The sequence below is a fragment of the Streptomyces sp. NBC_00775 genome, assembly GCF_036347135.1.
Taxonomy (GTDB): domain Bacteria; phylum Actinomycetota; class Actinomycetes; order Streptomycetales; family Streptomycetaceae; genus Streptomyces; species Streptomyces lutosisoli.
Genome location: NZ_CP108938.1, coordinates 9,027,079 through 9,049,545, shown reverse-complemented (window position 1 = coordinate 9,049,545; position 22,467 = coordinate 9,027,079). Strand labels below are relative to the sequence as shown.

Annotated in this window: 21 protein-coding genes; 9 read left to right on the top strand and 12 right to left on the bottom strand. The window is 69.7% G+C overall.

Going from position 1 to position 22,467, the window contains the following annotated elements:
• Window positions 1–68: 68 nt before the first annotated feature.
• The 4 genes from yczE to OIC96_RS40225 all read left to right on the top strand — a co-directional run bounded on the left by yczE (window position 69) and on the right by OIC96_RS40225 (window position 3,607).
• A complete protein-coding gene (yczE, locus tag OIC96_RS40240) occupies window positions 69–812 on the top strand; it encodes a membrane protein YczE (protein ID WP_330303104.1) in 744 nt (247 codons plus the stop codon).
• Entirely contained in the window at window positions 809–1,576 is a 768-nt protein-coding gene (locus OIC96_RS40235; RefSeq protein ID WP_330303105.1) for a glycerophosphodiester phosphodiesterase, read from the top strand. Before yczE ends, OIC96_RS40235 begins: the two co-directional genes overlap by 4 nt.
• A gap of 42 nt (window positions 1,577–1,618) precedes the next feature.
• Window positions 1,619–2,977: an MFS transporter gene (locus tag OIC96_RS40230; protein ID WP_330303106.1), complete on the top strand. Its 1,359-nt coding sequence runs from the start codon at window positions 1,619–1,621 to the stop codon at window positions 2,975–2,977.
• Window positions 2,978–3,232: 255 nt separating this feature from the next.
• Window positions 3,233–3,607, top strand: a complete 375-nt coding sequence (locus OIC96_RS40225; RefSeq protein ID WP_003977404.1) for an RNA polymerase-binding protein RbpA — start codon at window positions 3,233–3,235, stop codon at window positions 3,605–3,607.
• A gap of 300 nt (window positions 3,608–3,907) precedes the next feature.
• Here the strand turns inward: OIC96_RS40225 and fxsA are convergent, their stop codons facing one another.
• From fxsA to OIC96_RS40205, 4 genes are all read right to left on the bottom strand, one after another.
• Window positions 3,908–4,492 carry an FxsA family membrane protein gene (fxsA, locus tag OIC96_RS40220; RefSeq protein ID WP_330303107.1) on the bottom strand — a complete coding sequence of 195 codons (585 nt, stop codon included), beginning with the start codon at window positions 4,490–4,492 and terminating at the stop codon, window positions 3,908–3,910.
• Between the two features lie 142 nt (window positions 4,493–4,634).
• On the bottom strand, window positions 4,635–5,426 hold the full coding sequence (locus OIC96_RS40215) for a polyprenol monophosphomannose synthase (protein ID WP_330303108.1): 792 nt from the start codon (window positions 5,424–5,426) through the stop codon (window positions 4,635–4,637).
• Between the two features lie 541 nt (window positions 5,427–5,967).
• Window positions 5,968–7,593 carry an amidohydrolase gene (locus tag OIC96_RS40210; RefSeq protein WP_330303109.1) on the bottom strand — a complete coding sequence of 542 codons (1,626 nt, stop codon included), beginning with the start codon at window positions 7,591–7,593 and terminating at the stop codon, window positions 5,968–5,970.
• Window positions 7,594–7,660: 67 nt separating this feature from the next.
• Window positions 7,661–8,101, bottom strand: a complete 441-nt coding sequence (locus tag OIC96_RS40205) for an Lrp/AsnC family transcriptional regulator (protein WP_327427179.1) — start codon at window positions 8,099–8,101, stop codon at window positions 7,661–7,663.
• A 266-nt stretch (window positions 8,102–8,367) separates the two neighbouring features.
• Between OIC96_RS40205 and OIC96_RS40200 the strand changes: the two genes are divergently transcribed.
• Window positions 8,368–8,805, top strand: a complete 438-nt coding sequence (locus OIC96_RS40200) for a hypothetical protein (protein WP_330303110.1) — start codon at window positions 8,368–8,370, stop codon at window positions 8,803–8,805.
• 25 nt (window positions 8,806–8,830) lie between these two features.
• Here OIC96_RS40200 and OIC96_RS40195 read toward each other — a convergent pair whose 3' ends face one another.
• Entirely contained in the window at window positions 8,831–9,943 is a 1,113-nt protein-coding gene (locus OIC96_RS40195) for a phosphotransferase family protein (RefSeq protein WP_330303111.1), read from the bottom strand.
• A 13-nt stretch (window positions 9,944–9,956) separates the two neighbouring features.
• Window positions 9,957–11,069: a hypothetical protein gene (locus OIC96_RS40190; RefSeq protein ID WP_330303112.1), complete on the bottom strand. Its 1,113-nt coding sequence runs from the start codon at window positions 11,067–11,069 to the stop codon at window positions 9,957–9,959.
• Window positions 11,070–11,268: 199 nt separating this feature from the next.
• Between OIC96_RS40190 and OIC96_RS49965 the strand changes: the two genes are divergently transcribed.
• Window positions 11,269–11,667, top strand: a complete 399-nt coding sequence (locus OIC96_RS49965; protein ID WP_406501388.1) for a hypothetical protein — start codon at window positions 11,269–11,271, stop codon at window positions 11,665–11,667.
• Here the strand turns inward: OIC96_RS49965 and OIC96_RS40180 are convergent.
• On the bottom strand, window positions 11,630–12,802 hold the full coding sequence (locus tag OIC96_RS40180) for an acyl-CoA dehydrogenase family protein (RefSeq protein ID WP_330303113.1): 1,173 nt from the start codon (window positions 12,800–12,802) through the stop codon (window positions 11,630–11,632). The two genes, OIC96_RS49965 and OIC96_RS40180, sit on opposite strands and share 38 nt — an antisense overlap.
• Before the next feature lie 321 nt (window positions 12,803–13,123).
• On the opposite strand from OIC96_RS40180, the gene OIC96_RS40175 reads away from it, so the two are divergent.
• Window positions 13,124–14,362: a glycoside hydrolase family 18 protein gene (locus tag OIC96_RS40175; protein WP_330303114.1), complete on the top strand. Its 1,239-nt coding sequence runs from the start codon at window positions 13,124–13,126 to the stop codon at window positions 14,360–14,362.
• Window positions 14,363–14,415: 53 nt separating this feature from the next.
• Here OIC96_RS40175 and OIC96_RS40170 read toward each other — a convergent pair whose 3' ends face one another.
• Both OIC96_RS40170 and OIC96_RS40165 read right to left on the bottom strand, forming a co-directional pair.
• Window positions 14,416–15,075, bottom strand: a complete 660-nt coding sequence (locus OIC96_RS40170; RefSeq protein WP_330303115.1) for a TetR/AcrR family transcriptional regulator — start codon at window positions 15,073–15,075, stop codon at window positions 14,416–14,418.
• 147 nt (window positions 15,076–15,222) lie between these two features.
• A complete protein-coding gene (locus OIC96_RS40165) occupies window positions 15,223–15,480 on the bottom strand; it encodes an SCO1431 family membrane protein (protein WP_330303116.1) in 258 nt (85 codons plus the stop codon).
• A gap of 104 nt (window positions 15,481–15,584) precedes the next feature.
• Here OIC96_RS40165 and OIC96_RS40160 point away from each other — a divergent pair, with 104 nt between their 5' ends.
• Complete coding sequence (locus OIC96_RS40160; RefSeq protein ID WP_330303117.1) at window positions 15,585–17,066, top strand: M1 family metallopeptidase; 1,482 nt, start codon at window positions 15,585–15,587, stop codon at window positions 17,064–17,066.
• Window positions 17,067–17,118: 52 nt separating this feature from the next.
• Here OIC96_RS40160 and OIC96_RS40155 read toward each other — a convergent pair whose 3' ends face one another.
• The 3 genes from OIC96_RS40155 to OIC96_RS40145 form a co-directional block, all read right to left on the bottom strand.
• Window positions 17,119–18,471 (bottom strand): peptidase C39 family protein, encoded by a 1,353-nt coding sequence (locus OIC96_RS40155; RefSeq protein ID WP_330303118.1) that lies wholly within the window; start codon window positions 18,469–18,471, stop codon window positions 17,119–17,121.
• 243 nt (window positions 18,472–18,714) lie between these two features.
• Window positions 18,715–20,256, bottom strand: coding sequence for an amino acid permease (locus OIC96_RS40150; protein ID WP_330303119.1), 1,542 nt, complete (start codon window positions 20,254–20,256; stop codon window positions 18,715–18,717).
• Between the two features lie 76 nt (window positions 20,257–20,332).
• Complete coding sequence (locus OIC96_RS40145; RefSeq protein ID WP_330303120.1) at window positions 20,333–21,289, bottom strand: hypothetical protein; 957 nt, start codon at window positions 21,287–21,289, stop codon at window positions 20,333–20,335.
• 232 nt (window positions 21,290–21,521) lie between these two features.
• On the opposite strand from OIC96_RS40145, the gene OIC96_RS40140 reads away from it, so the two are divergent.
• Window positions 21,522–22,175, top strand: coding sequence for a uridine kinase family protein (locus tag OIC96_RS40140; protein ID WP_330303121.1), 654 nt, complete (start codon window positions 21,522–21,524; stop codon window positions 22,173–22,175).
• Window positions 22,176–22,467 lie beyond the last annotated feature (292 nt).

Genomic DNA, 22,467 nt, shown 5'->3' with positions numbered 1-22,467 from the left:
GGATGAGATCTCCAACCAAGCCACAGAATGTCATGCGCCAGGCCACTACCACCACAGGGGGGCATCTCTTGTCCACATGCGCCGAGAGCTCCGAACACTCCGCGGACTCACCGCTCTCCGGAAACTCCACCCTCCCCGAGGGCTCCGCGGACTCTCTCCACTCGGAGTCCCGACGACTCCCGCGCCGCCTCGTCCAGCTGTACGCAGGCCTTGCCCTGTACGGCGCGAGTTCGGCCCTGCTCCTGGATTCCGGCCTCGGTCTGGAGCCCTGGAACGTGCTGCACCAGGGCCTCGCCGAGCTGACCGGTCTGACGATCGGTGTGGTGTCGATCATCGTGGGCGCGGCGGTGCTGCTCCTGTGGATCCCGCTGCGCCAGCGCCCCGGCCTCGGCACGGTCTCCAACGTCTTCGTGGTCGGCATCGCCATGGACGGCACGCTCGCGCTGGTGCCGGAAGCGCACACCTTGGCCGTACGGATTCCGCTGCTCGTGGCGGGCATCGTGCTGAACGGCGTGGCGACCGGCCTCTACATCTCGGCCCGCTTCGGTCCCGGTCCGCGCGACGGCCTCATGACGGGTCTGCACCGGCGTACGGGACACTCGATCCGTCTGGTGCGCACCGTCCTGGAGGTGGCGGTCGTCGCGACCGGCTTCGCGCTGGGCGGCACGGTCGGCATCGGCACGGTGCTGTACGCCGTCGCGATCGGCCCCCTCGCCCAGCTCTTCCTGCGGGTGTTCGCCGTTCGCACGGCACCGGGCGGCAGCACCGTCGTTGCCGCCGGTCAACCGGAGGGCGCGATACTGCCCCGGTGAGCATGCGCATACGCCATCCCTACCTCGACCATCCGGGCCCGATCGCCTTCGCGCACCGGGGCGGGGCGGCGGACGGTCTGGAGAACACCCTGGCCCAGTTCCGGCGCGCGGTGGCGGCGGGCTACCGCTACATCGAGACGGACGTGCACGCGACGGCGGACGGCAGGCTCGTCGCCTTCCACGACTCGACGCTCGACCGGGTGACGGACGGGGCGGGCCGGATAGCCGACCTCCCCTGGGAGGACGTGCGCCACGCGCGCGTGGGGGGCAAGGAACCGGTCCCTCTCTTCGAAGAGCTCCTCGAAGTCTTCCCCGAGGTGCGCTGGAACATCGACGTCAAGGCCGAGCCCGCCCTCCTGCCGCTGCTCGACCTGATCGACCGCACCGACGCCTGGGACCGCATCTGCGTCGGCTCCTTCTCCGAGGCGCGCGTCGCCCGCGCCCAGCGCCTGGCCGGGCCGCGCCTGGCGACGTCGTACGGCACACGCGGTGTACTCGGCCTGCGGCTGCGCTCGTGGGGCATACCGGCCCCGCTGCGGCGGTCGGCCGTCGCCGCCCAGGTGCCGGAGTCCCAGTCGGGCGTGCCGGTGGTCGACCGCCGCTTCGTGCGGGCCGCCCACGCGCGCGGGCTGCAGGTACACGTGTGGACAGTGAACGAACCGGAACGCATGCACCGGCTCCTGGACCTGGGAGTCGATGGCATCATGACCGATCACATCGACACGCTGCGCAAGGTCCTGGAGGACCGGGACACCTGGGTCTGAGCTCCCTCGCGCGGTTCGTTCACGGGGAAGCGAGGGGCACGGGTGGGCACTGACACCGTGCGGGCACAGCAGGCCGCCGAGCAGATAGCGGTCGCCGAGCGGCGGCGCGAACAACGCGGCTGGTACTTCTACGACTGGGCGTGCTCCGTCTATTCGACGAGCGTGCTGACCGTCTTCCTGGGCCCCTATCTGACGTCGGTCGCCAAGCACGCGGCGGACGCGGACGGTTTTGTGCACCCCCTGGGGATCCCGATCCGCGCCGGTTCCTTCTTCGCGTACACGGTCTCCGCCTCCGTCATCCTGTCGATCTTCGTGATGCCGATGGCGGGCGCGGCCGCCGACCGCACGGGCCGCAAGAAGCCGCTGCTCGCGGCCGCCGCCTATCTGGGCGCCGCGGCCACCACCGGCATGTTCTTCCTGGACGGCGACCGCTATCTGCTCGGCGGTCTGCTGCTGATCGTCGCGAACGCCTCGGTGGCGGTGTCGATGGTCCTCTACAACTCCTACCTGCCGCAGATCGCCCCGCCCGAGGAGCGTGACGCCGTCTCGTCCCGGGGCTGGGCCTTCGGTTATGCGGCGGGCTCACTGGTGCTGGTCGCGAACCTCATCCTGTTCACGGCCCACGACACCTTCGGTGTCTCCGAGTCGACGGCCGTCCGCATCTGTCTGGCCTCGGCCGGCATCTGGTGGGGCGCCTTCACCCTCGTACCCCTCAAACGCCTGCGCGACCGCCCGACGGACTCCACGGGGACGGCCACCGCGCACGGCTGGCGGCAATTGGCGGCCACCGTGCGGGACATGCGGGCCAAACCCCTCACACTCGCCTTCCTGCTCGCCTATCTCATCTACAACGACGGCATCCAGACCGTCATCTCGCAGGCCTCGGTGTATGGGTCGGAGGAGCTGGGCCTGAGCCAGTCGACCCTGATCGTGGCCGTGCTGCTGGTCCAGGTGCTCGCGGTCGGGGGCGCCCTGGGCATGGGGCGGCTGGCGCGCACATACGGCGCGAAACGTACGATCCTCGGCTCGCTCGTCGCCTGGACCGTGACGCTCGGCGCCGGGTACTTCCTGCCGGCCGGCGCGCCCGTCTGGTTCTTCGTCCTCGCCGCCGGTATCGGTCTCGTCCTGGGCGGCAGCCAGGCGCTGTCCCGCTCCCTGTTCTCCCATCTCGTGCCGAGCGGCAAGGAGGCCGAGTACTTCTCGGCGTACGAGATGAGCGACCGCGGCATGAGCTGGCTGGGCCCGCTGCTGTTCGGGTTGACCTACCAGCTGACGGGAAGTTATCGGGACGCGATCATCTCGCTCGTGGCCTTCTTCGTCATCGGATTCGTGCTGCTCGCGCGGGTCCCGGTGCGGCAGGCGGTGCGCGACGCGGGCAATCCCGTACCGGACAGGATTTAGCACCCGGGGCCAAAGGCCGGTAGTGTACGCGTTTGGCCTGCCAGGCGTACCGTTACTGCGCGTCAAAGATGCCGAAACGGTGGGTGACATCTGCTGCCAGATGTGACAAACCGGGCGCTGGTGGGTACAACAAGGGGCGGCTACGACGGCGACGCATGACCCGGAACGGGAATCTTTACCGCCGACCGGACGTTGACCGGATGACGACGACAGCGACACCTGTCCTGTGGGCGACAAGCCCGGGAGGCACGATTCATGAGTGAGCGAGCTCTTCGCGGCACACGCCTCGTAGTGACCAGCTATGAGACGGACCGCGGGATCGACCTGGCTCCGCGCCAGGCCGTGGAGTACGCATGCGAGAAGGGACATCGCTTTGAGATGCCCTTCTCGGTGGAGGCCGAAATTCCGCCGGAGTGGGAGTGCAAGGTCTGCGGGGCCCAGGCACTTCTCGTGGACGGCGACGGCCCTGAGGAAAAGAAGGCGAAGCCCGCGCGTACGCACTGGGACATGCTGATGGAGCGGCGCACTCGCGAGGAGCTCGAAGAGGTCCTTGAGGAGCGCCTGGCCGTTCTGCGCTCCGGCGCGATGAACATCGCGGTACATCCGCGGGACAGCCGCAAGTCCGCGTAGTCCCTCCGGGGGTTGAGCGGCATAGCACGCACGCCGAGACCGTGGGCACCGTACGTTTCTGTACGGGGCCTGCGGTTTCGTGCGTTCTGATGGGGCGCCGGGGGTCAGTGCGGCCCAGTGCGGGCGGCCGGGCCGGCCCTGGGGGCTGCGCCCCCAGACCCCCCTTCGCCTTGACGGCTCGTCCTCAAACGCCGGACGGGCTGGATGGTGCCGGGCCGCGCCTCAAAGCTCGGCCATCAGCGCTCGGCCATCGGCTCTCAGCCCCAGCCCCAGCCCCAGCCCCAGCCCCAGCCCCAGCCGTCAACGACTGAGCGGCGGGCGCGGGTCCTGTCCCGAGCCCGGGCCCCGCACGTCCTCGTCCCTGATGACCTCGCCCTGGACCACCTTCCCGTCGGGGCGGTGGATGCGGGCCTGCTGGAAGGCGTCGCCGAGGGTGCCGGGGGCGGCCGCGCGCATCTTGCGGTCGAGGGTGCGCTCCGCGTAGCGGCTGAGGGCCTTCTGGACGGGCGGGATGAGCAGGAGCAGGCCGACGGCGTCGGAGATCAGGCCGGGGATCATCAGGAGGAGGCCGCCGAGCATCATCAGCCCGTTGCCATTGCCGTTGCCGCCGCCGGTCGTCGGGGCGGCGCCGCTCTGCTGCTGTTGAAGGGTCTCGCTGAGGTTCTTGAAGGCCCGGCGTCCGGCCCGCTTGATGACCACGGCGCCGAGGACGAAACCGGCGAGCAGCAGCAGGAAGACGGTGAAGCCGCTCGACGCGCCCGCGACCACCGTCAGCAGCCAGATCTCCAGCACCAGCCACGCGGCGATGCCGAGCGGCAGGAAGGTGCGCAGCCGCGAGCGCCGCGGGCGGGCGGGGTACGTGGGAGTCGGAGCGCCAGTCGTCATGTTCCCAGTGTGCCTGGGCCCGGCTCAGTACGGGATAAGCGGATGATCAACCGCGGCTGTGGATCGGTGACCGGGGCTGTGCGTCGGCACCGCGGCTTTGCGTATCACCGCGACGGCGTACCGAGCGCCCGGCCGGCGCCGCTCAGGAGGACTTGCGGCCCTTGATCCGCGCGACCCGCTCGCCCACGCCCCACGTGGTGACCCGCCACAGGGCCTCCACGAGGATGTCGCGGCTCATCTTGGAGTCGCCGAGTTCCCGTTCGACGAAGGTGATGGGCACCTCGACGACGTGGAAGCCCGCCTTGACGGCGCGGCGGGCCAGGTCGACCTGGAAGCAGTACCCCTGCGAGGCGACCTCGCCGAGGCCGAGGCCTTCGAGGGTCTCGCGGCGGAAGGCGCGGTAGCCGCCCGTGACGTCGCGGATCGGCACGTCGAGCAGGACACGGGAGTACAGGCTGCCGCCTCGGGAGATGAACTCGCGGGACTTGGGCCAGTTCACGACCCGCCCGCCCGGCACCCAGCGCGAGCCGAGCACGAGGTCGGCGCCCTTGAGGGCGGTCAGCAGACGGGGCAGCTCCTCGGGCTGGTGCGAGCCGTCGGCGTCCATTTCGACGAGTACGCCGTAGCCGTGCTCCATGCCCCAGCGGAAGCCCGCGAGGTAGGCGGCACCGAGGCCTTCCTTGCCCTTGCGGTGCAGCACCTGGACGTGGTCGTCCTCGACGGCCAGCTCGTCGGCGAGCTTGCCCGTGCCGTCGGGGCTGTTGTCGTCGGCCACCAGGACATGCGCCTCGGGCACGGCGGCACGTACCCGGCCGACGATCTTCTTGATGTTCTCCGCCTCGTTGTAGGTCGGAATGATCACCAAGGCCTCGCCGAGCGGGCCGAACTGCCTCCCCTGGGCTCCTACCGCGAGGGTCCCGTCGCCGTCGTTCACTGCTGCCCCTTCGTGTCCGTACGCAGGGGTCCACCATAGTGCGCTCAACCTGCGCTGTTGCCTCGCCGCGTTAGTACGGGGGTGTCGATTCGACAAGAGGCGGGTAAGAGTCGACGTCCTGGGGCGGAAACTCGTGTGCTGCGGATCGGGGCCCGGCGCCCTTCGGGCCGACCAGGGACCCGCTGGCTGCGGGTCGACCGAAAGCCGTTGTCTACTGAACGTCCGGGCCCCACCCGGGTCACACCTGCCGACTTGTCGGAACGTTCCCTCGCCTCGTTGCACGGGCGCTGGGCCTGGCTCCCAGTGGTGGTGCGCCGGTGCGGCACACCACCCCTGACCCAGCGGCGCTTCGAGGCCGCGCGGAAGTTCCCCGGTCGGACGTCCGGTGGTGGACCCGGCCGAACCTACCGGCCACCTGCGGCCAGCTGTCAACAGCCGTTTGACCTGCTGTTTTTCCCTCAATCGCCTGGTCAGCGCGGAGGATGCGCAGGTCGCGAGACGGAGTGGCGGGCGATGATCAAGGGCGCGCCACCCCGGGACATCACTCGTTAGGCCGCACGAATACCGTCCGTCCGGCCACCACGGTGCGCAGGCAGACGGGCAGGTCGTTCCCGGGGGTCAGATCAGGCAGTCCGGGGGTGCCGGAGCGGGGGTCGGTGGACCAGCGCGCGACCCGGTCGTCGGGGGCCTGCACGACGAGCTCGGCGGTGCGCCACACGGCGTAGTCGGCGGGCGCGCCCGGCACCAGGACTCCCGCGTCGTCCCGTCCGATCGCCCGCCAGCCGCCCCGCGTATGCGCCGTGAACGCGGCGCGTACGGACACCCGGTGCTCCGGCGTGCGATGGAAGGCCGCGGCGCGGACGGTGCCCCACGGGTCGAGGGGCGTGACCGGGCTGTCGGAGCCGAAGGCGAGCGGCACGCCGGTGCGCAGCAGGGCCGCGAAGGGGTTGAGGCTCCGGGCCCGTTCGGCGCCCAGGCGCTGGGCGTACATGCCGTCCTCGCCGCCCCACAGCGCGTCGAAGGTGGGCTGCACGGAGGCGGTGAGGCCGAGTTCGGCGAAGCCGGCGATCGTTTCCGGGGTGAGCATCTCGGCGTGCTCGACGCGGTGCCTGGCGGCGCGCACGCGGGCCAGGCCGACCTTCTCCGCCGCCGCGCGCACCCCTTCGACCACGGAGGTCACCGCGGCGTCCCCGATGGCGTGGAAGCCCGCCTGGAGGCCCGCCTCGGTGCAGGCCACCACATGCGCGGCGACCGCGGCGGTGTCGAGGTAGGCCGTGCCGGTGTGCTCGGCGTCGGCGTACGGCTGGTGCAGGCAGGCGGTGTGCGAGCCGAGCGAGCCGTCGATGAAGAGGTCGCCCGCGGCGCCGGTCGCGCCCAGTGCCCGCGCCTTCGCCACGCCCTCTTCGGCCCACTCGGCCCAGTAGCCGACGACCCGGGGGCCGGGCTCCTCGGCGGCGAGCCGCAGCAGCCCGGTGAAGTCGTCCTCGGAGGAGATCTCCGGGCCCGCGCACTCGTGTACGGAGCCGATGCCGAGCGAGGCGGCGTGGGCGAGCGCGGCGCGCTGGGCCTCGATGCGCTGCCCGTCCGTGATGGCGCCGAGGGCCGCGGCGCGGACGGCGTGGTGGGCGTCGCGGATCAGCGGGCCGTCGGGCGAGTACCCGGCGCGTGCCGTGACGCCCGGGACCAGGTCCAGGAGCGCGGTGGTGACCACGGCGGAATGCACGTCGATACGGGAGAGGTAGAGCGGGCGACCGCCGGTCGCGGCGTCGAGTTCGGCGCGCGCCGGAGGACGTCCGCCGGGCCAGCGGGCCGCGTCCCAGCCGTGGCCGAGCAGGACCCGGTCGGCGGGGCGGGCGGCCGCGAAGTCCCGTACGAGAGCGAGCGCCGCCTCCAGGGACGGGGCGTCGGACAGGTCGAGGCCGGTGAGCGCGAGCCCGGTGGCGGTGGTGTGCACATGCGCGTCGGTGAACGCCGGGGTGACCAGGGCGCCTTCGAGGTCCACGACCTCGTCGACCCCGTTCGCGAAGGCGTCGGCCGCGCCTTCGGAGCCGACCCACGCGACGTGCCCGTGTTCGACGACCATCGCGGTGGCGAAGGGGTCGGCGGGGCTGTGGACTTCTCCACCGCGCAACAGCACGGTGTCCGACGAGGCGGTGCTCTCACTCATGGGGAACAGTCTCGCGCCTGTGGGCGCCCGCCCCGCGCGCGGGGGCCGCGAAAAGCCGCAAACCCTGTCAGATGCGGGGCGGTCGCGCCTCGTACGGCGTCGACAGCACCACCGTCGTCCGTGTCGACACGCCGGCGAGCGTGCGCAGCCTCGCGAGGAGCTCCTCCAGTTCATGCGGGGTGGATACCCGCACCTTGAGGATGTAGTTCTCGTCGCCCGCGACGCTGTGGCAGGCCTCGATCTCGGGGACGCCGGCGAGGCGTTCCGCGATGTCGTCCGGGGCGCTGGGGTCGAACGGCTTCACCGAGATGAAAGCGGTCAGGGGCAGCCCTACGCTCTCAGGGTCCACGACCGCGGCATAGCCGCGGATGACGCCGCGCTGCTCCAGCCGGCGCACCCGCTGATGCACGGCAGACGTGGACAGGCCCGTGGCCTTGCCCAGGTCGGTGTAACTCATCCGCCCGTCTGCGACGAGCAGCTGCACAATTTGTCGGTCCAGCTCCTCCATGACGCAAGAACCTACAGGGCCCTTGATCCCCCCGGATACTCAGCGGCGCAGGTCATACCCGGTTTGTAATGTGGCTTAGAGTCAGCTGTACGCCACCCGGGGGACAAATCCACCGGGCCAGGCACCTGCGGGCGGCATGTGACGAACGCCACATGGCCGCAACCGGGTCCGTGATGTTCTCGTGATTACCGCAGAGACGGGACGGGAAGTGCTTGCTGTGGTCGAGGCCGCAGTGCCTTGTCGGCCCACCCGAGGGGGAGAAACCCATGCAGAGTCTTAAGCGCCCAGGTCGTACCGCGTCCAAGCGGCAGCAGCCCGTTCTCGAGCCCGAGCCGGAGGGCGTCGAACCGGACGCCCTGGACGGCGAGGAGTTCGACGCGTACGACACTTTCGAGATGTACCGGGTGATCTGCCCGGACTGCGCGCAGTCCATCGCGCTCCTGGCGGACGAGGAGGTCCTGCCCGAGCACGCGCTGTGCGCCTCGCCGTGGAACCCCTTCGGGCTCACGGTCTGCTCCGGTACGGGCCGCGCGGCGGCCGAGGCACGGCCCGCGGACGAGTCCGCCGAACTCCAGGAGCAGGACACCGCCCTCCTGTTGACGCTCCCTCAGGGCCTCGACTGGCGGACGCAGCCGTTCTCCCACGTGGGTGGTCCGGGCTCGCGCCCGATGCGGGTTCCCGAGATGCGGCGCCAGGCCGCCTGACCGTCCTCGCACTCGGCGAGCGCGTTCAGCGGGCGACGCCCGGTCCTTGCCAGTAGCTGCCCTGCACCATGGCTCGCAGGCTGCCGTGGTGCAGGATCAGTGTGTCCGGGTCCGGGGGTACGGCGACCTCACCGAAGTGCACCTGGCGGTAGGCGACGCGGAGCATGACGATCGCGTGTCGCAGAGCGGCGTACAGCGTGTAGAACTCCATGTCCCGCGGTGTGTGGCCGGCGAGTTCGGCATAGCGTCGCTCCACGCGGTCACGGCGCAGGAAGTCGGGCAGCCCGCTCTGTCCGAAGCTCACGGTGAGGTCCTGGAAGAAGCGGTGCAGATAGACGGTCCAGCCGAGGTCGACCTCGCGCGGGGCCAGGGCCGCCATCTCCCAGTCGAGGACGGCGGCGGGTTCGAAGCCGTCGTAGATGACGTTCCCGATGCGCGCGTCACCCCAGTTGAGCACCGCCTCGCCCTCGTCGCGCGGCCACAACTCGTCGAGCCGGTCGAAGGCGCTCTCGATCAGCGGTGATCGTGACAGTCCGTCAATCACCCATGCGTAGTACGCGCGTTGGGCCCTCACATGACGGCGCAACGGACTACCGTCACCCGGCAGAGCCAGGAAGTCGGCTTCCTTCACCGGGACTTGGTCGTGCAGCCGCGCGAGGAGCCCGGTCGAGGCGGCCTCCAGACGCTCACGCTCCTCGTCGCTCGCCGCGTGCAGCCAATTCCCCTCGTACGTATAGGGCATGACGTCCGGGGGCACGCGCCCCTCGATCCGCTCCATGACGAAGAACGGCGCCCCGAGCGGCCCGGGGTCCTCCTCCAGCCACAGCACCCGGGGCATCGGCAGATCGGTGCGCTCCGCGACCAGGCGCATCGTGCGGTACTGCCGTGGCATGTCGTAGACGGGGAAGACGGTGTACGCCGCCGGGTCCGCCGCCAGCCTCAACGCGCAGGAGCGCACGGGCGGTTCAGGGTGTTCGATGTCGAAGAGCAGGGTCTCGCTGGACATGCCGTTGGACTCGGGGACGGTCATGTTCACCGTCCTGGCGCCGGGCAGGCGCGTGGCGAGCCAGGCCGTCAGCCGGTGTGCCAGTTCCTCCGGGTCGCGCGTGGTCGTACGGGGACGCGGTGCCGTGGCCATCTCACCACTCCAATCAGGGCGCGACCGAGTCGAATCCGGTGAAGCCGCTCGGATCGTGGCGGCCGAACGAGCCGTGCTCGAAGATCCCGTAGCCGACCCGCCCGTCCAGCGTGAAGCGGGCGGAGTGGTCGATCACCCCGTACGCGGCGAGGGGGTGCGCGGCCGGGTCGGCGAGGTCGTAGACGCGCCGGTCGGTCCAGTCACGGCCGCGCCAGGTGCCGTGCTGCCAGTCGTCGGCGGGCGGATAGCCCGCCCCGACGGCGAGCGGCGACGAGGTCAGCACCTCCACGCCCAGTTCGAGGGGCTTGCGGTCCACCGGATCCGTCAGGTGGACGACGGCGGAGAGAGGGTGGCGGGTACCGGAGCGATAGCTGATGTCGGCCTGGGGCCAGCCGAGTTGGAGGTCGCGCCGCCCCTCACGTACGAGCGTCGCGTCGTTGAGTGAGCGGTGGCCGTCGGCGTCCTCCTGGGCGATGACCATCAGGAAACGGTCCTCGAACCGGACCGGACACCAGAGCCAGTGGAACCCCTCGGTCGGGTTGTCGTCCGCGAGCCGGCCGCCTTCCTCCCCCGGGATCGGGCGCACTCCCCAGCTGCGGTCACGGGTGCCGGTCCATTCGCCCGCCGAGACGGGTATCTCCTCGCCGTCGACGCGGATGATCCCCCGGACACCGCCCGCCTGCACGAAGCGGCGCCCCTCCAGGGTGAGCCGGCCGCCGCGGCGCTGGATGTGGTGCGGTTCCCAGAGGGCCGGGAAGTCGGCGGTCCAGGTGATGTCGTACGACAGGGAGTCGTCGTCCGACTGGAGGCGCAGCCGGCGCAGCGGCTCCTCGACGGTGATCCGCAGGGGTCCCACGGCGAGGTTCATGCGGTCGTCGCCGAGCGCGTCCGACGCCCGTACCGCGTGCAGGCGGTCACCTAGGCGCAGGGTGGCGTAGGCGTCGATCACACCGACGTTCGGATAGACGCCGAGGCCCAGGATCAGCAGCGCCCGCCCCTGGTGGTCGAGGACGTGGAAGATACAGCGGTCGTACGCGTTCCGGTCGCTGGTCGCGACATGCTTCATGGACAGGGGCACCTGGTGCACGGGGTACTCGTCGAGTGCTACGGGGCGGTCGTCGGGCACGGCAAGCCTCCCTGGGCGCACGGCAGTTGACGTCGCCCGGAGGGGTGCGGCCCCCGGCGGCGCAGTTGACGGTACGTCAGATACTGGCCCGGGACCAGATCTCGCGTCACGGACGGAACCCCTCGTACGGGCCCCTCGCGAACTCACGCTCGATTCCCCGGGCGGGTGACCTGTCCGCCCGCCCGCGCGTTCCCCTCGTATGACCCCCACATATTCTGCGACCGGGCGTCGGCGCCGGATCCTCGTCCCGGCTCCGGCAGAATCGGTTCGGCAGACGCCTCCGCCGGCCCAGGATCCCCCCATCTACCGCGCCCTGATCCGCACCTGGGCCGATCGCGGGCGCACGCTGCCGGGGCGCCACGACCCGGAGTGGGTCCGGCTCGCGGCGCCGTCGGCGATGTACGGATACGCCCAGTTCAGCGCGAGTCTGGACGCACGGGACGAGGAGTTGTTCAGCGCGAGCCGGGACGCACGGGACGAGGAGCTGTTCAGCGCGAGCCGGGACCCACGGGGTGACGGGCAGGTCGGCGCGAGCCTGGAACCACAGGGGGACGGGCAGGTCAGCGCGAGTCCGGCCCCGCGAGGTGACGGGCGATGACCATCCGCTGGATCTGATTGGTGCCCTCGACGATCTGGAGGACCTTGGCCTCGCGCATATAGCGCTCCACCGGGAAGTCTGCGGTGTAGCCGTACCCGCCGAGCACCTGGACGGCGTCCGTGGTGACCTTCATCGCGGTGTCCGTGCACAGCAGCTTGGCCATGGCCGCCTGCTTGGAGAACGGCCGGCCCGCGTCACGCAGCCGGGCCGCGGCCAGGTAGAGCGCCCGGCCCGCCTCGATCTGTGTCGCCATGTCCGCGAGCATGAAGCGCAGCCCCTGGAAGTCCGAGATCGGACGCCCGAACTGCTGCCGACCGGTCGCGTAGGCCACGGCCTCGTCCAGGGCCGCCTGGGCGACACCTACGGCACAGGCCGCGATGCCGAGCCGCCCGGAGTCGAGCGCGGACAGGGCGATCGCGAAGCCCTGACCCTCGTCACCGATACGCCGGTCGTCGCGGACCCGCACCCCGTCGAAGTGGACCTGGGCGGTGGGCGAGCCCTTCATGCCCATCTTCTTCTCGGGCGGCGCGGCGCTCAGCCCCTGGGCGTCACCGGGCACCAGGTAGGCGGTGATGCCACGGGGCCCCTCCCCGCCACTGCGCGCGAGCACGGTGTAGAAGTCCGCGATGCCGCCGTGCGTGATCCAGGCCTTGGTGCCGGTGATCACCCAGTGGTCACCGTCTCTCGCGGCCTTGGTCCGCAGCGAGGCGGCGTCCGAACCGGAGGACGGCTCGGAGAGGCAGTACGCGCCGAGGAGGCCGCCACCGAGCATCGCGGGCAGATGTTCGGCCCTCTGCTCCTTGGTGCCGTAGTTCGCGAGGGCGTGGCAGGCAAGCGAGTGCACGCTCACGCCGAGGGCGACGGTGAGGCGGGCCGCGGCCAGCTCTTCGAGCACCTGGAGGTAGACCTCGTACGGCTGGTCTCCCCCGCCGTATGCGGAGTCGTAGGGCAGGCCGAGCAGTCCCGACTCGGAGAGCAGGCGGAAGACGTCACGCGGGAAGTGCCCGGCGTCCTCCTCCTCGGCCGCCTTGGGGGCGATCTCGCGCTGCGCGATGTCGCGGACGAGCGAGATCAGATCCCGGGCCTCGTCCGTGGGCAGTTGACGGTCCACCGGCTGCGGGGCGCGGTCGGGCATGGCGACGCTCTCCTCCCTGTCGGGCACCTCGGCGAAAGCGCCTTGGGTGGGGCGGCTCCGCCGGTCTCACCGAGTGCCGGCCGATGCTCGCACTCCCGGGTCTCGGAAGCTGCTGACCAGCGGCTCTGCGCTGTGAGTATGCCCGCTCGAAGGCATCCCGTCACCGGTTAACGACCGCTCACTCCAAGAAAAGTTCCCTCGCCCGAGATTGGTCCGAACCATTGACGCACTGGTCTAGTCCTCCTACTGTTTCGGACCATCACTTCATCGCGTTCATGCCAATCGGCGCACGCTCCCCTCTCCCCCACGAGGAGACACCCGATGCACATTTCGCACCGTCCCCGCTCCCGGTTCCGGGCGCTCGTGTCCGCCGCGTGTTGCGCCGTCCTCGGCGCCGGACTGCTCGCCGGCGCGGGCACCGCCACCGCGTCCTCCGCCGTCGTGACGCCGAAGGCGGCCGGGTCCAAGGTCGTCGGCTACTTCACCGAATGGGGCGTCTACGACCGGAACTACCACGTCAAGAACGTCGAGACCTCCGGTTCGGCCGCCAAGCTGACCCACATCAACTACGCCTTCGGCAACGTCACCGGCGGCAAGTGCGCCATGGGCGACTCGTACGCGGCGACCGACAAGGCCTACACCGCCGACCAGTCCGTCGACGGTGTCGCCGACACCTGGGACCAGCCCCTGCGCGGCAACTTCAACCAGCTGCGCAAGCTGAAGAAGAAGCACCCGAACCTCAAGGTCCTCTGGTCGTTCGGCGGTTGGACCTGGTCGAGCGGTTTCGGCGAGGCCGCCAAGAACCCGGCCGCGTTCGCCCAGTCCTGCTACGACCTGGTGGAGAACTCCAAGTGGGCGGACGTCTTCGACGGCATCGACATCGACTGGGAGTACCCCAACGCCTGCGGCAACACCTGTGACACCAGCGGCAAGGCGGCGTTCAAGAACCTGATGTCGGCGCTGCGTTCGAAGTTCGGCTCCAGCAATCTGGTCACCGCGGCGATCACGGCCGACGCCACCGCGGGCGGCAAGATCGACGCGGCGGACTACGCGGGCGCGGCGCAGTACGTCGACTGGTACAACCCGATGACGTACGACTTCTTCGGCGCCTGGGACGCGACCGGGCCGACCGCCCCGCACTCGCCGCTGAACTCGTACACCGGTATCCCGAAGGCGGGTTACTACACCTCCGCGACCATCGCCAAGCTCAAGGGCCTCGGCATCCCGGCCTCGAAGCTGCTGCTCGGTATCGGCTTCTACGGGCGCGGCTGGACCGGTGTCACCCAGGCGGCGCCGGGCGGCACGGCGACCGGCCCGGCGACGGGAACGTACGAGCAGGGCATCGACGACTACAAGGTGCTCAAGACGAAGTGCCCGGCGACCGGCACCGTCGGCGGCACCGCGTACGCCAAGTGCGGGACGAACTGGTGGAGTTACGACACTCCGTCGACCATCGCGGGCAAGATGAGCTACAAGAACGTGCAGGGCCTGGGTGGCACCTTCTTCTGGGAGCTGAGCGGCGACACCTCGAACGGCGAACTGATCAAGTCGATCAACTAGCCCTGGCAGTACGGGACTTGGGGCGGGGGCCGCATTCGGTCCCCGCCCCTCGCTCAGGTGTCCCGGCGTGCGGCCGGCGGGGCCTGATAGGAGGGGTCGAGCTCCTCGACGGCGCGCAGGGCGCCGCCCAGCATCTTCACCAGCAACTCGCGCATGGTGTCGCGCGGCAGCGCCTGGTGGCCTATCCAGTCCAGGGTGGCGCCCTCGACGCTGCAGAGCCAGCCGAGCAGCGCCATGCGGGGCAGCGGCTCGATCTTGCGCCTGCCGTACGCGCCTTCGGCGATGGTCTGGACGATGACCTCGCGCACGCCCTGGCGTATGGCCTGCACCTCGGTGTCGAAACCGACGCCGCCGGTGATGATCGTGCGGTACGCGGCCTGGTTGTGCTCGGCATAGCGCAGATAGCCGTCGATGGTGCGGTGCACCCGCTCCGCCGGAGGCAGTTCGAGGCCACCGGCCGCCCGGGAGACCAGATCCGCGACCGAGTCCTCGACGATGGCGAGGTAGTAGCCGCGCTTGGATTTGAAGTAGTAGTAGATCAGCCCTTTGGCGACATGCGCCTGCCGTGCGATGTCATCCATCGACAGCGCGTCGTACGACGTGTCGGCGAACAACTTCCGTCCGATGGCGATGAGTTCGGCGCGGCGCGCCAGTGAGCGATCGGTGCCGCGCGCCCGGGGGCGGTCGACGCCGTGCTGTTGACTATGATTCAATTTGAGCCCTGGTCTCCAACTGCCAGCGGGACGTTGGCAGTATGGCAGACCGATGCCACCTGCTCGTTCGACTCTGATCGACCGGGGGCACGGTCTCGCGGCGGGCCGTCTCGCGAGACCTCGGCCCATGAACCCGAGGGGCTCAGCTCACAGCAGGCCGAGCTGGGTGACGAGCATCGCGAGGACCACCACGAAGGTCCAGCCCGCGATGTGTTCGAGGATCTTGGGACCGTCTTCCCTGGGGCCTCCGGTGCGGGCACGGAGACGGGCGGCGGTGGCGGAGCTCGCGGTCATGGCATCTCGCTGACGTAGTGGTGCGGTGGTGTCCCCCGCCTCCCGTCGGCTCCCCACCGACTCGACCACCTTGCCACCGAAGCAGGTTTCAGCGGTAGAGACCTTGGTCACGCCCAACACTTCGACGAGCTTCGAATGCCGCCGGATTCCACAACGATGTGAGAAGTCTGTGCGTCTCATCACACGACAGTGGTCAGTCAACCGAAAGGTCCCTGATGAGCACGTTCCGGACGCCTCGCCGCAGAGCTCGCCTGGCCCTGGCGGCGGCGATCACCGTGGCGGCGGCCTTAACGGGTCCGGTCTCACAAGCCGCCCCTTCGCCGTCCAGCGCCCCGTCCCCCGGTGCGGCAGGTCTCGGCGACCCGATGTTCCCGCTCGACGGCAACGGCGGATACAAGGTCAGCCGCTACCTCCTCGACTTCGACTGGCAGGCACCGAAGACGCCCTTCGAGGCAGCCACGACGATCAAGGCGACCGCCACCCAGGCCTTGTCCCGCTTCGACCTGGACTTCGCGGGCAACACCCTGCACGCGGTGACCGTCAACGGGAAGGCGGCCACCGCCGTACGCGACGGCGACGAGCTGGTGATCACCCCGGCCGAGCCCCTCGCCCAGGGCAAGGCCTTCACCGTCAAGGTCACCTATACCGCCGACCCGACGCAGATCCGCCACCGCGACGACGCCATCGAGGACTACGGCTGGATCCCGACACCGGACGGCACGGTGCTCTATCCGCAGCCCAACGGCGCCAAGATGATCTTCCCGTCGAACGACCATCCGAGCCGGCGCGCGCCCATCACCTTCCACATCACCACCCCGCCGGGCCTCACCGCCGTCGCCAACGGCAAGCTCACCGACCGCGCCGAACAGGCCGACGGACGCGTGCGGTGGACGTACGACTCGGAGCAGCCGCTGGCCACGCAGCTCGCCCAGCTGGCGATCGGCAAGTTCACCCTCGTCGACAGCACGGGACCGCACGGGCTGCCGATCCGCGACGTGGTCCCCGACGACCTGGTCGCGCCGACCGAGCAGTACCGCAAGCTCACCGCCGACCACATCGCCTGGCTGGAGGAGCGGCTCGGCCCGTACCCCTTCAACCGGTACGGCCTCCTCGTCGGCGACACCGACCTGGGCGTGGCCCTGGAGACGAACACGCTCTCCCTGATCCCGAAGGCCGACCTGCTCGGCGACCAGGTCAGCGCCGAGCGGAACCTGGTGCACGAACTGACCCACCAGTGGACCGGCGACAGCGTCGGCATCAAGACCTGGTCCGACCTGTGGCTGAGCGAGGGCCACGCCCGCTTCTACGAGCGGCTGTACTCGGAGGCACACGGCGGCGCGGTCTTCGAGGACACCATGAAGACGGCGTACGCGAACCACGACCAGTGGCGCCACGACTACGGCGCCCCGGCCGAGCCGACCGAACCGAACCTCTTCAAGCGGATGCGCTACGACGGTTCGGCGCTCGTCCTGTACGCGCTGCGCGAGAAGGTCGGCCAGGAGACGTTCGGGAAGATCGAGCGGGCCTGGGTCACCAAGTACCGCGGAAAGACCGCGAGTACGCAGGACTACATCGACCTGGCGTCGAAGGTCGCGGGCGAGGACCTCGACGGCTTCCTGCACCCCTGGCTGTACGGGGCGAACACCCCGCCGATGCCGAACCACCCGGACTGGGTCGTCAATCCGGTCCAGAGCTGAACGCCGCATGGCGGCCCTTCCTCATTTGAAGAGGGGCCGCCCTGCGCGGAGTTCAGCGAATGCCGACCGCCTCGAGCGCCTTGCACTGCCGTGCCGACGGATGTGCCGGGAAGTACAGATAACAGACCCCGCCCGTACCGGAGACGACCTTCCCAGAGGCGTTGTACCTCTTGGTACGGAGCCAGATCGTCTCCCACTCGGACCGCTTGTAGACCCGGCGCACCGCCTCGTCGCCCGGCGACGCCGGGTCGTTGGCGATCACGTCGCCGTCCGCGGTGAACCCTATGACGGTCATGAGGTGCCCCGAAGTGCCGTAACCCGCCCCCGTCAGCTCGGACTTGAGGAACGACTGGGACGTTATGGCCGGGATGCCGGCGGCGATCAGCGTCTCCAGGTCGGTGAGCGAGCCGAGGCGGGTCACCACGCCTTGCAGGTCCTTGTACGTCGACGCGTAGGCGGCGTTGAACGGCCAGTTGCCGCAGCCGCCGTACTGGTAGTCGTAGGTGAAGCGGGCCGCGTGGCACACCTGCGGGTCGGAGTAGTCCGGGTTGACCCAGGCCAGCTGCTCCGCCGTCGGCTTGCGGCCCCAGTACTCGATGATCATCTGCGAGGAGGTGGGGCTGCACCAGGCCTCGCCGCCGTTGTCGTACTCGGGGTACTGGCCCGCGTGGATCTCCTGCGAGTAGCGCGGGACGCTCAGCTCCTGGGCGAGGCCGGGTGTGGTGGCCGGGACGGTGAAGCGGTCGGGGATGTCGGAGCCCATCGCGCCGAGCCGCCACACCATGGGCGTGATCCTGGCGCCGGGAGTGCGGTAGAGGGTGAGCCGCAGCCGGTACGAGAGAAGCCGCAGGCCCGAGTCGGCGTCGTCGATGGAGAAGGTGTCCGTCCAGATGGTGCTCTTGCCGTCGCTCTGGTCGTCCACGGAGGTCCGCCTGATGTCCTGGTCGCCGGCCGCCCAGCGGCCCATCACATACCAGGGGGTGTCCGTGCCGTCGGAGTACGTGCCCGTCAGCTCGACCTGGAGCCAGGTGCCCGCCGGGGTGTGCGCGTTCCAGGAGGCGATCACCTCGGTGGAGGGGACGGCGAGCCGGTGGACCGGGGCGGTCCAGGTCGCGTACTCCCAGGTGGAGGTCTTGCCGGTGTGCGGGTCCGTGTAGTCGGCGGTGCCGGCCGGGGCGGCGATCACCAGACCGGGACGGACGCCCGGCACGGCCCGCGTGCCCTGCGCGCTACCGCTCCGCCAGTCGGTGTACGAGGTCCAGGCACGATTGTCCACGAGGCGTGCGGGGGCTTCGGCCGGCCCCGCGGGGGTGGCCGCGGCCGCGGGGCCCGCGGCACCTGTGGCTGCCGCGGCGACGGCCACGGCCAGGATGGCTCTGCGGGACGGCTCTGAAGCTCTGGTCATGGGTGGGTGACCCCCAGTTCGTCCGGAAGCGACGGTTCAGACGCACGGCATGGAGCGGCGGGTGCAGACGTGGTACCAGTGCACGGCTGTGGGCCAACTATGGACGCCGGAAGCCGACTTCTGCCAGCACTTCGGCCCGCGCCGCGCCCACCAATATTGGTCGGGACCACTGGCATGACCTGCGACGCCCTCGGCCCCGGCGGACACCAGGGCCGAGGGCGTGCGGGTCAAGGGCGTACGGGGTCAGATGAGGTCCATCGCCGCGACCTCGTCGGGCCGTCCGTAGCTGACCGGCCCCTGGAAGCGGCGGCGGGCCGTGGCGAACCACCACACCGTGGCGATGATCAGCACCACGGCGAGGGCGATCCCCGCGTAGTTGAAGGTGTCGCCGGTGATCGGCGAGACCTGCGGCAGCATGAACAGCACGCTGCTGGCGAGGATCCAGATCACGGCCACCCAGCCGACGGGCTTGCTCCAGCGGCCCAGGTTCCACGGGCCGGGCTGGAACTCCTCACCGAGCCGCAGCCGCAGGAAGATCGGCACGGCGTAGGCGAGGAAGAGTCCGACGACGTTGACGCTGACGATGGCGGTGAAGGCCGTGTGCGACCACCAGCCGGGGACGACCAGGGCCACCGAGCAGGCAACCGCCAGCCACACGGCCTTGACGGGGGTACGGGTGCGCGGCGAGACCGAGTGCCACCAGTGGGAGCCCGGCATCGCGCCGTCCCGGGAGAAGGCGAAGATCTGCCGGGTGTTGCTGGTGAGATTGGCCAGACCGCAGAAGAGCATGGCCCCGATCACGATCAGCAGGATCACCTTAGCCATGCCCATGCCAAGGCCATCGATGAGAATCTGCACGGGCGGCGCCGAGGAGCTCGCCACCTTGTCATAATCATGAATGCTGTACACAAGGGCGAGGATGAGGATCAGTCCGGTGATCGCCGAATAGCCGATCGCCCGCGTGATCCCCCGGGGCGCGTTGACCGTGGCCCGCACCGTTTCCTCGGACATGTGGAAGCTGCCGTCGAAGCCCGTGAAGGTCCAACTGGTGACCAGCAGGCCGAGCATCCCCCCGTAAAGGCCGTTCGTGAAACCGGTGTTGTTCACGAAATGCGTGACGAACGACGCCGACTGGTGATCGTCGGGCATCACGATCAGTGTGCTCACGATCACCAGGAGCCCGATCAGCAGCCACCACACGGAGATCCGGTTGATCAGGGCGACCAGCTGGACGGTGTAGGTATTGGCCAGACCCTGGATCACGATGATGAGCGCCGTGATCAGGACCGTCTGCTGGGCCGTCGGCTCGTACGAGTGCCACTGCAGGGCGATGAAGGCCTGGATGAAGGTGGCGGCCGCGTACCCGGTGGCGGCCGTGCCGCCCACCTGGCCAACGAAATTCAGCCAGCCCGTGTACCAGGACCAGGCACCCTTGTGGCGCTTGGCGAGCTTTCCGGCGGAGAAATAGAGCGCTCCACTGGTCGGATAGGCGGAGGCGACCTCCGCCATCGCGGCGCCGATGAAAAGCACCATGACGGAGACGCCGATCCAGCCGAACACGAGAATGCGCGGACCACCGGCATTCATACCGAATCCGAAGGCCGAGAAAATTCCCGAGACGATGTTGATGATGGTGAAGGAGATCGCGAAATTGTCGAACGCCTGGAATCGGCGCGTGAGCTTTCTCGGATATCCCATCGCATGAAGTGTCGCGTCGTCGTCGAGCGCGGCGGATTCCTCGCCGGCGCGGCCTCTCGCGCGTGGGGCCGATATCCGTTCTGACACAACTGACCTTTCTCTGGGGGTTGACCGGAAGACTGGGGGGTGGCCGGAGAACTGAGAACTGGTCCGGGCTGCCGGGTCAGGCGCCTCCCGGCACGGGCAGGCCGCAGGAGCGACGGGCGCGGGAGAGCTGCTCCTCGGGCTCACCGAACACGCTCCAGGGCATACGGCAGGCGTACGGCCCCATGGCCATGAAGACCGCGCGCGCCTCGAACTCGCGCTGGGACATGAACAGCGCGTGCGCCAGATACGCCAGGTCGAGCACCGGTGTGAACCGGTATCCCGGCAGCTGCGGCAGCCAGTTCTGGTAGATCGCGAGCGCTGTGGCGCGCCACTGGGGCTGCTCCCAGGTGCGGTCGACCAGGAGTTGCGAGGGGTTGTAGCTCTCCACCAGGGCCACCAGCGGAAGCAGCCGCAGCGGCGAGGAGGCGGGGGCCCGCTGGCTCAGGAAGGCGGCGACGTCCCAGGCAGCGTTCACCGAGCCGCCGTACCGCGTGAAGAAGAACGTCAGGAAGCGGTGGTGGCCCTCACGGTTCCAGGGATCGAGGCGGAGGATGTGCGAGAACAGCCGCCAGGGGCCGGGCGGTTGGGTGAGCAGACCCTGCGGGGCGGAGTCGCGCAGATCGTGCAGCCGGGCCATGGCCAGTTTGGCCACCCAGGGCGTGGGATCGGCGGGGTCCGTCGCCGCGGCCCGGTCGCACGCGGTCAGCGCTATGCGCTCCAGGGCCTCGGCCCGGTCGTCCTTGGCGTCCGCCGCGCGCAGCGCCCGCAGGACGGCCACGCGGGCCCACATCAGGGCGGCCTCGGCGGTCGGCTCCTCGGCCAGCCAGCGCTCGGCGAGGTCGGAGTCGGCGGCCTCGGAGGCCAGGACCAGGGAGCGGTGGGCGCGCAGTCCGAAGTCGCCGCGCGTCTCCGCCAGGGCTTCATGGGCGCTCAGATAGCGGCCGGCCCGGACATCCACACAGACGCTCGCGAGTCTGCGGTCGTCGGCCGCCGGATGCCACACATACTGCCCCTCGAATAACCCCGCGGCCATCTTCCCCTGTCCATCCCCGTACGACGCTTCACTGTTGCGCAACAGGCACCCTACTCAGCATCAGGGGGAACCGGAACGGCGTTTCCGAAATACCTGGTTCCGTGACGTCCACGGCTTATGGAAGGAGTGAAATGAGTACTTGAGGAATGTTCAATGACTGGTTCAATACGGCACTATTCGGTACCCATGACTCCGCTGTGGACGCCGGCCCGATAGAATGTTCCACAGGAATATGCCGACATCTCATCGCACTCCGGGAAGCCCCATTCACGACCTCGCCTCACATCTGCGCCGGCTGCCGCCCTCCTGCGGCCCCGTCCGCCTGATCGGCGTCGACGGGCACGCCGGCTCGGGAAAGACCACTTTCGCCGGGCAGCTGGCGGCGGCACTGGGCGGCGCGCCCGTGCTGCACCTCGACGACATCGCGACGCACGAGGAGCTCTTCGCATGGACGGAGCGACTGCTGCGCCAGGTGGTCGAGCCACTGCGGCGCGGCGAGACGGCGCGCTACACCCCCTACGACTGGACCGCCCGGAGTTTCGGGCCGGCCCATGAACTGCCGCCCGCACCCGTCATTCTTCTGGAGGGCGTCGGGGCGGGCCGCCGCGCGGTGCGCCCGTTCCTCGCGCGACTGCTGTGGATGGAGTTGCCGCACGACGAGGCCTGGGCGCGAGGGCAGCGGCGGGACGGGGAGGCGCAGAGCGAGTTCTGGGCCGGATGGGTCCGCGCCGAGCGCCAACACTTCACCAAGGACCCCTCAAGACCGTTCGCCGATCTTCTGGTGCGGCAGTGTTCCGAGGGATACGAGGTGCTGCCGGGGCCTGTTGAGACCTCTGGACCGGACCACTTCATCACTCACGGTGACGGACCACCCGCAGTGTGCTGAACTTGTGAAGACCCTTGCGTGAGAAGTTCTCTCAGTGCTTCAACTCGGCTTGACCGGGGGGCCGTACAGGACTTACGTTCTGAATGTGCGGCCTTTCGAAGCCGCCCGCAGTCGCGAAGCCCCCGGTTGTTCCCCCGTGATCGGGGGCTTCGTTCTGCCCACACCCCCTCTTTCCGGACGCTGCGCGCCGCGATTCGCTCACCCTCGGTCACCATGCGAAGTGCGCCCCATCTGCTCCCACCTCGTGGAACGGGGTGTGCGGCACCCTTCGGCCCGCGTATGTACCGCAGGT

What these genes read in the sequence shown, in the direction of transcription:
- OIC96_RS40225 (WP_003977404.1), top strand. Translation starts at nt 3,233, where the DNA reads ATGAGTGAGCGAGCTCTTCGCGGCACACGCCTCGTAGTGACCAGCTAT.
- fxsA (WP_330303107.1), bottom strand. Translation starts at nt 4,492, where the DNA reads ATGACGACTGGCGCTCCGACTCCCACGTACCCCGCCCGCCCGCGGCGC.
- OIC96_RS40210 (WP_330303109.1), bottom strand. Translation starts at nt 7,593, where the DNA reads ATGAGTGAGAGCACCGCCTCGTCGGACACCGTGCTGTTGCGCGGTGGA.
- OIC96_RS40205 (WP_327427179.1), bottom strand. Translation starts at nt 8,101, where the DNA reads ATGGAGGAGCTGGACCGACAAATTGTGCAGCTGCTCGTCGCAGACGGG.
- OIC96_RS40200 (WP_330303110.1), top strand. Translation starts at nt 8,368, where the DNA reads ATGCAGAGTCTTAAGCGCCCAGGTCGTACCGCGTCCAAGCGGCAGCAG.
- OIC96_RS40195 (WP_330303111.1), bottom strand. Translation starts at nt 9,943, where the DNA reads ATGGCCACGGCACCGCGTCCCCGTACGACCACGCGCGACCCGGAGGAA.
- OIC96_RS49965 (WP_406501388.1), top strand. Translation starts at nt 11,269, where the DNA reads ATGACCCCCACATATTCTGCGACCGGGCGTCGGCGCCGGATCCTCGTC.
- OIC96_RS40180 (WP_330303113.1), bottom strand. Translation starts at nt 12,802, where the DNA reads ATGCCCGACCGCGCCCCGCAGCCGGTGGACCGTCAACTGCCCACGGAC.
- OIC96_RS40175 (WP_330303114.1), top strand. Translation starts at nt 13,124, where the DNA reads ATGCACATTTCGCACCGTCCCCGCTCCCGGTTCCGGGCGCTCGTGTCC.
- OIC96_RS40160 (WP_330303117.1), top strand. Translation starts at nt 15,585, where the DNA reads ATGAGCACGTTCCGGACGCCTCGCCGCAGAGCTCGCCTGGCCCTGGCG.
- OIC96_RS40155 (WP_330303118.1), bottom strand. Translation starts at nt 18,471, where the DNA reads ATGACCAGAGCTTCAGAGCCGTCCCGCAGAGCCATCCTGGCCGTGGCC.
- OIC96_RS40145 (WP_330303120.1), bottom strand. Translation starts at nt 21,289, where the DNA reads ATGGCCGCGGGGTTATTCGAGGGGCAGTATGTGTGGCATCCGGCGGCC.
- OIC96_RS40140 (WP_330303121.1), top strand. Translation starts at nt 21,522, where the DNA reads ATGCCGACATCTCATCGCACTCCGGGAAGCCCCATTCACGACCTCGCC.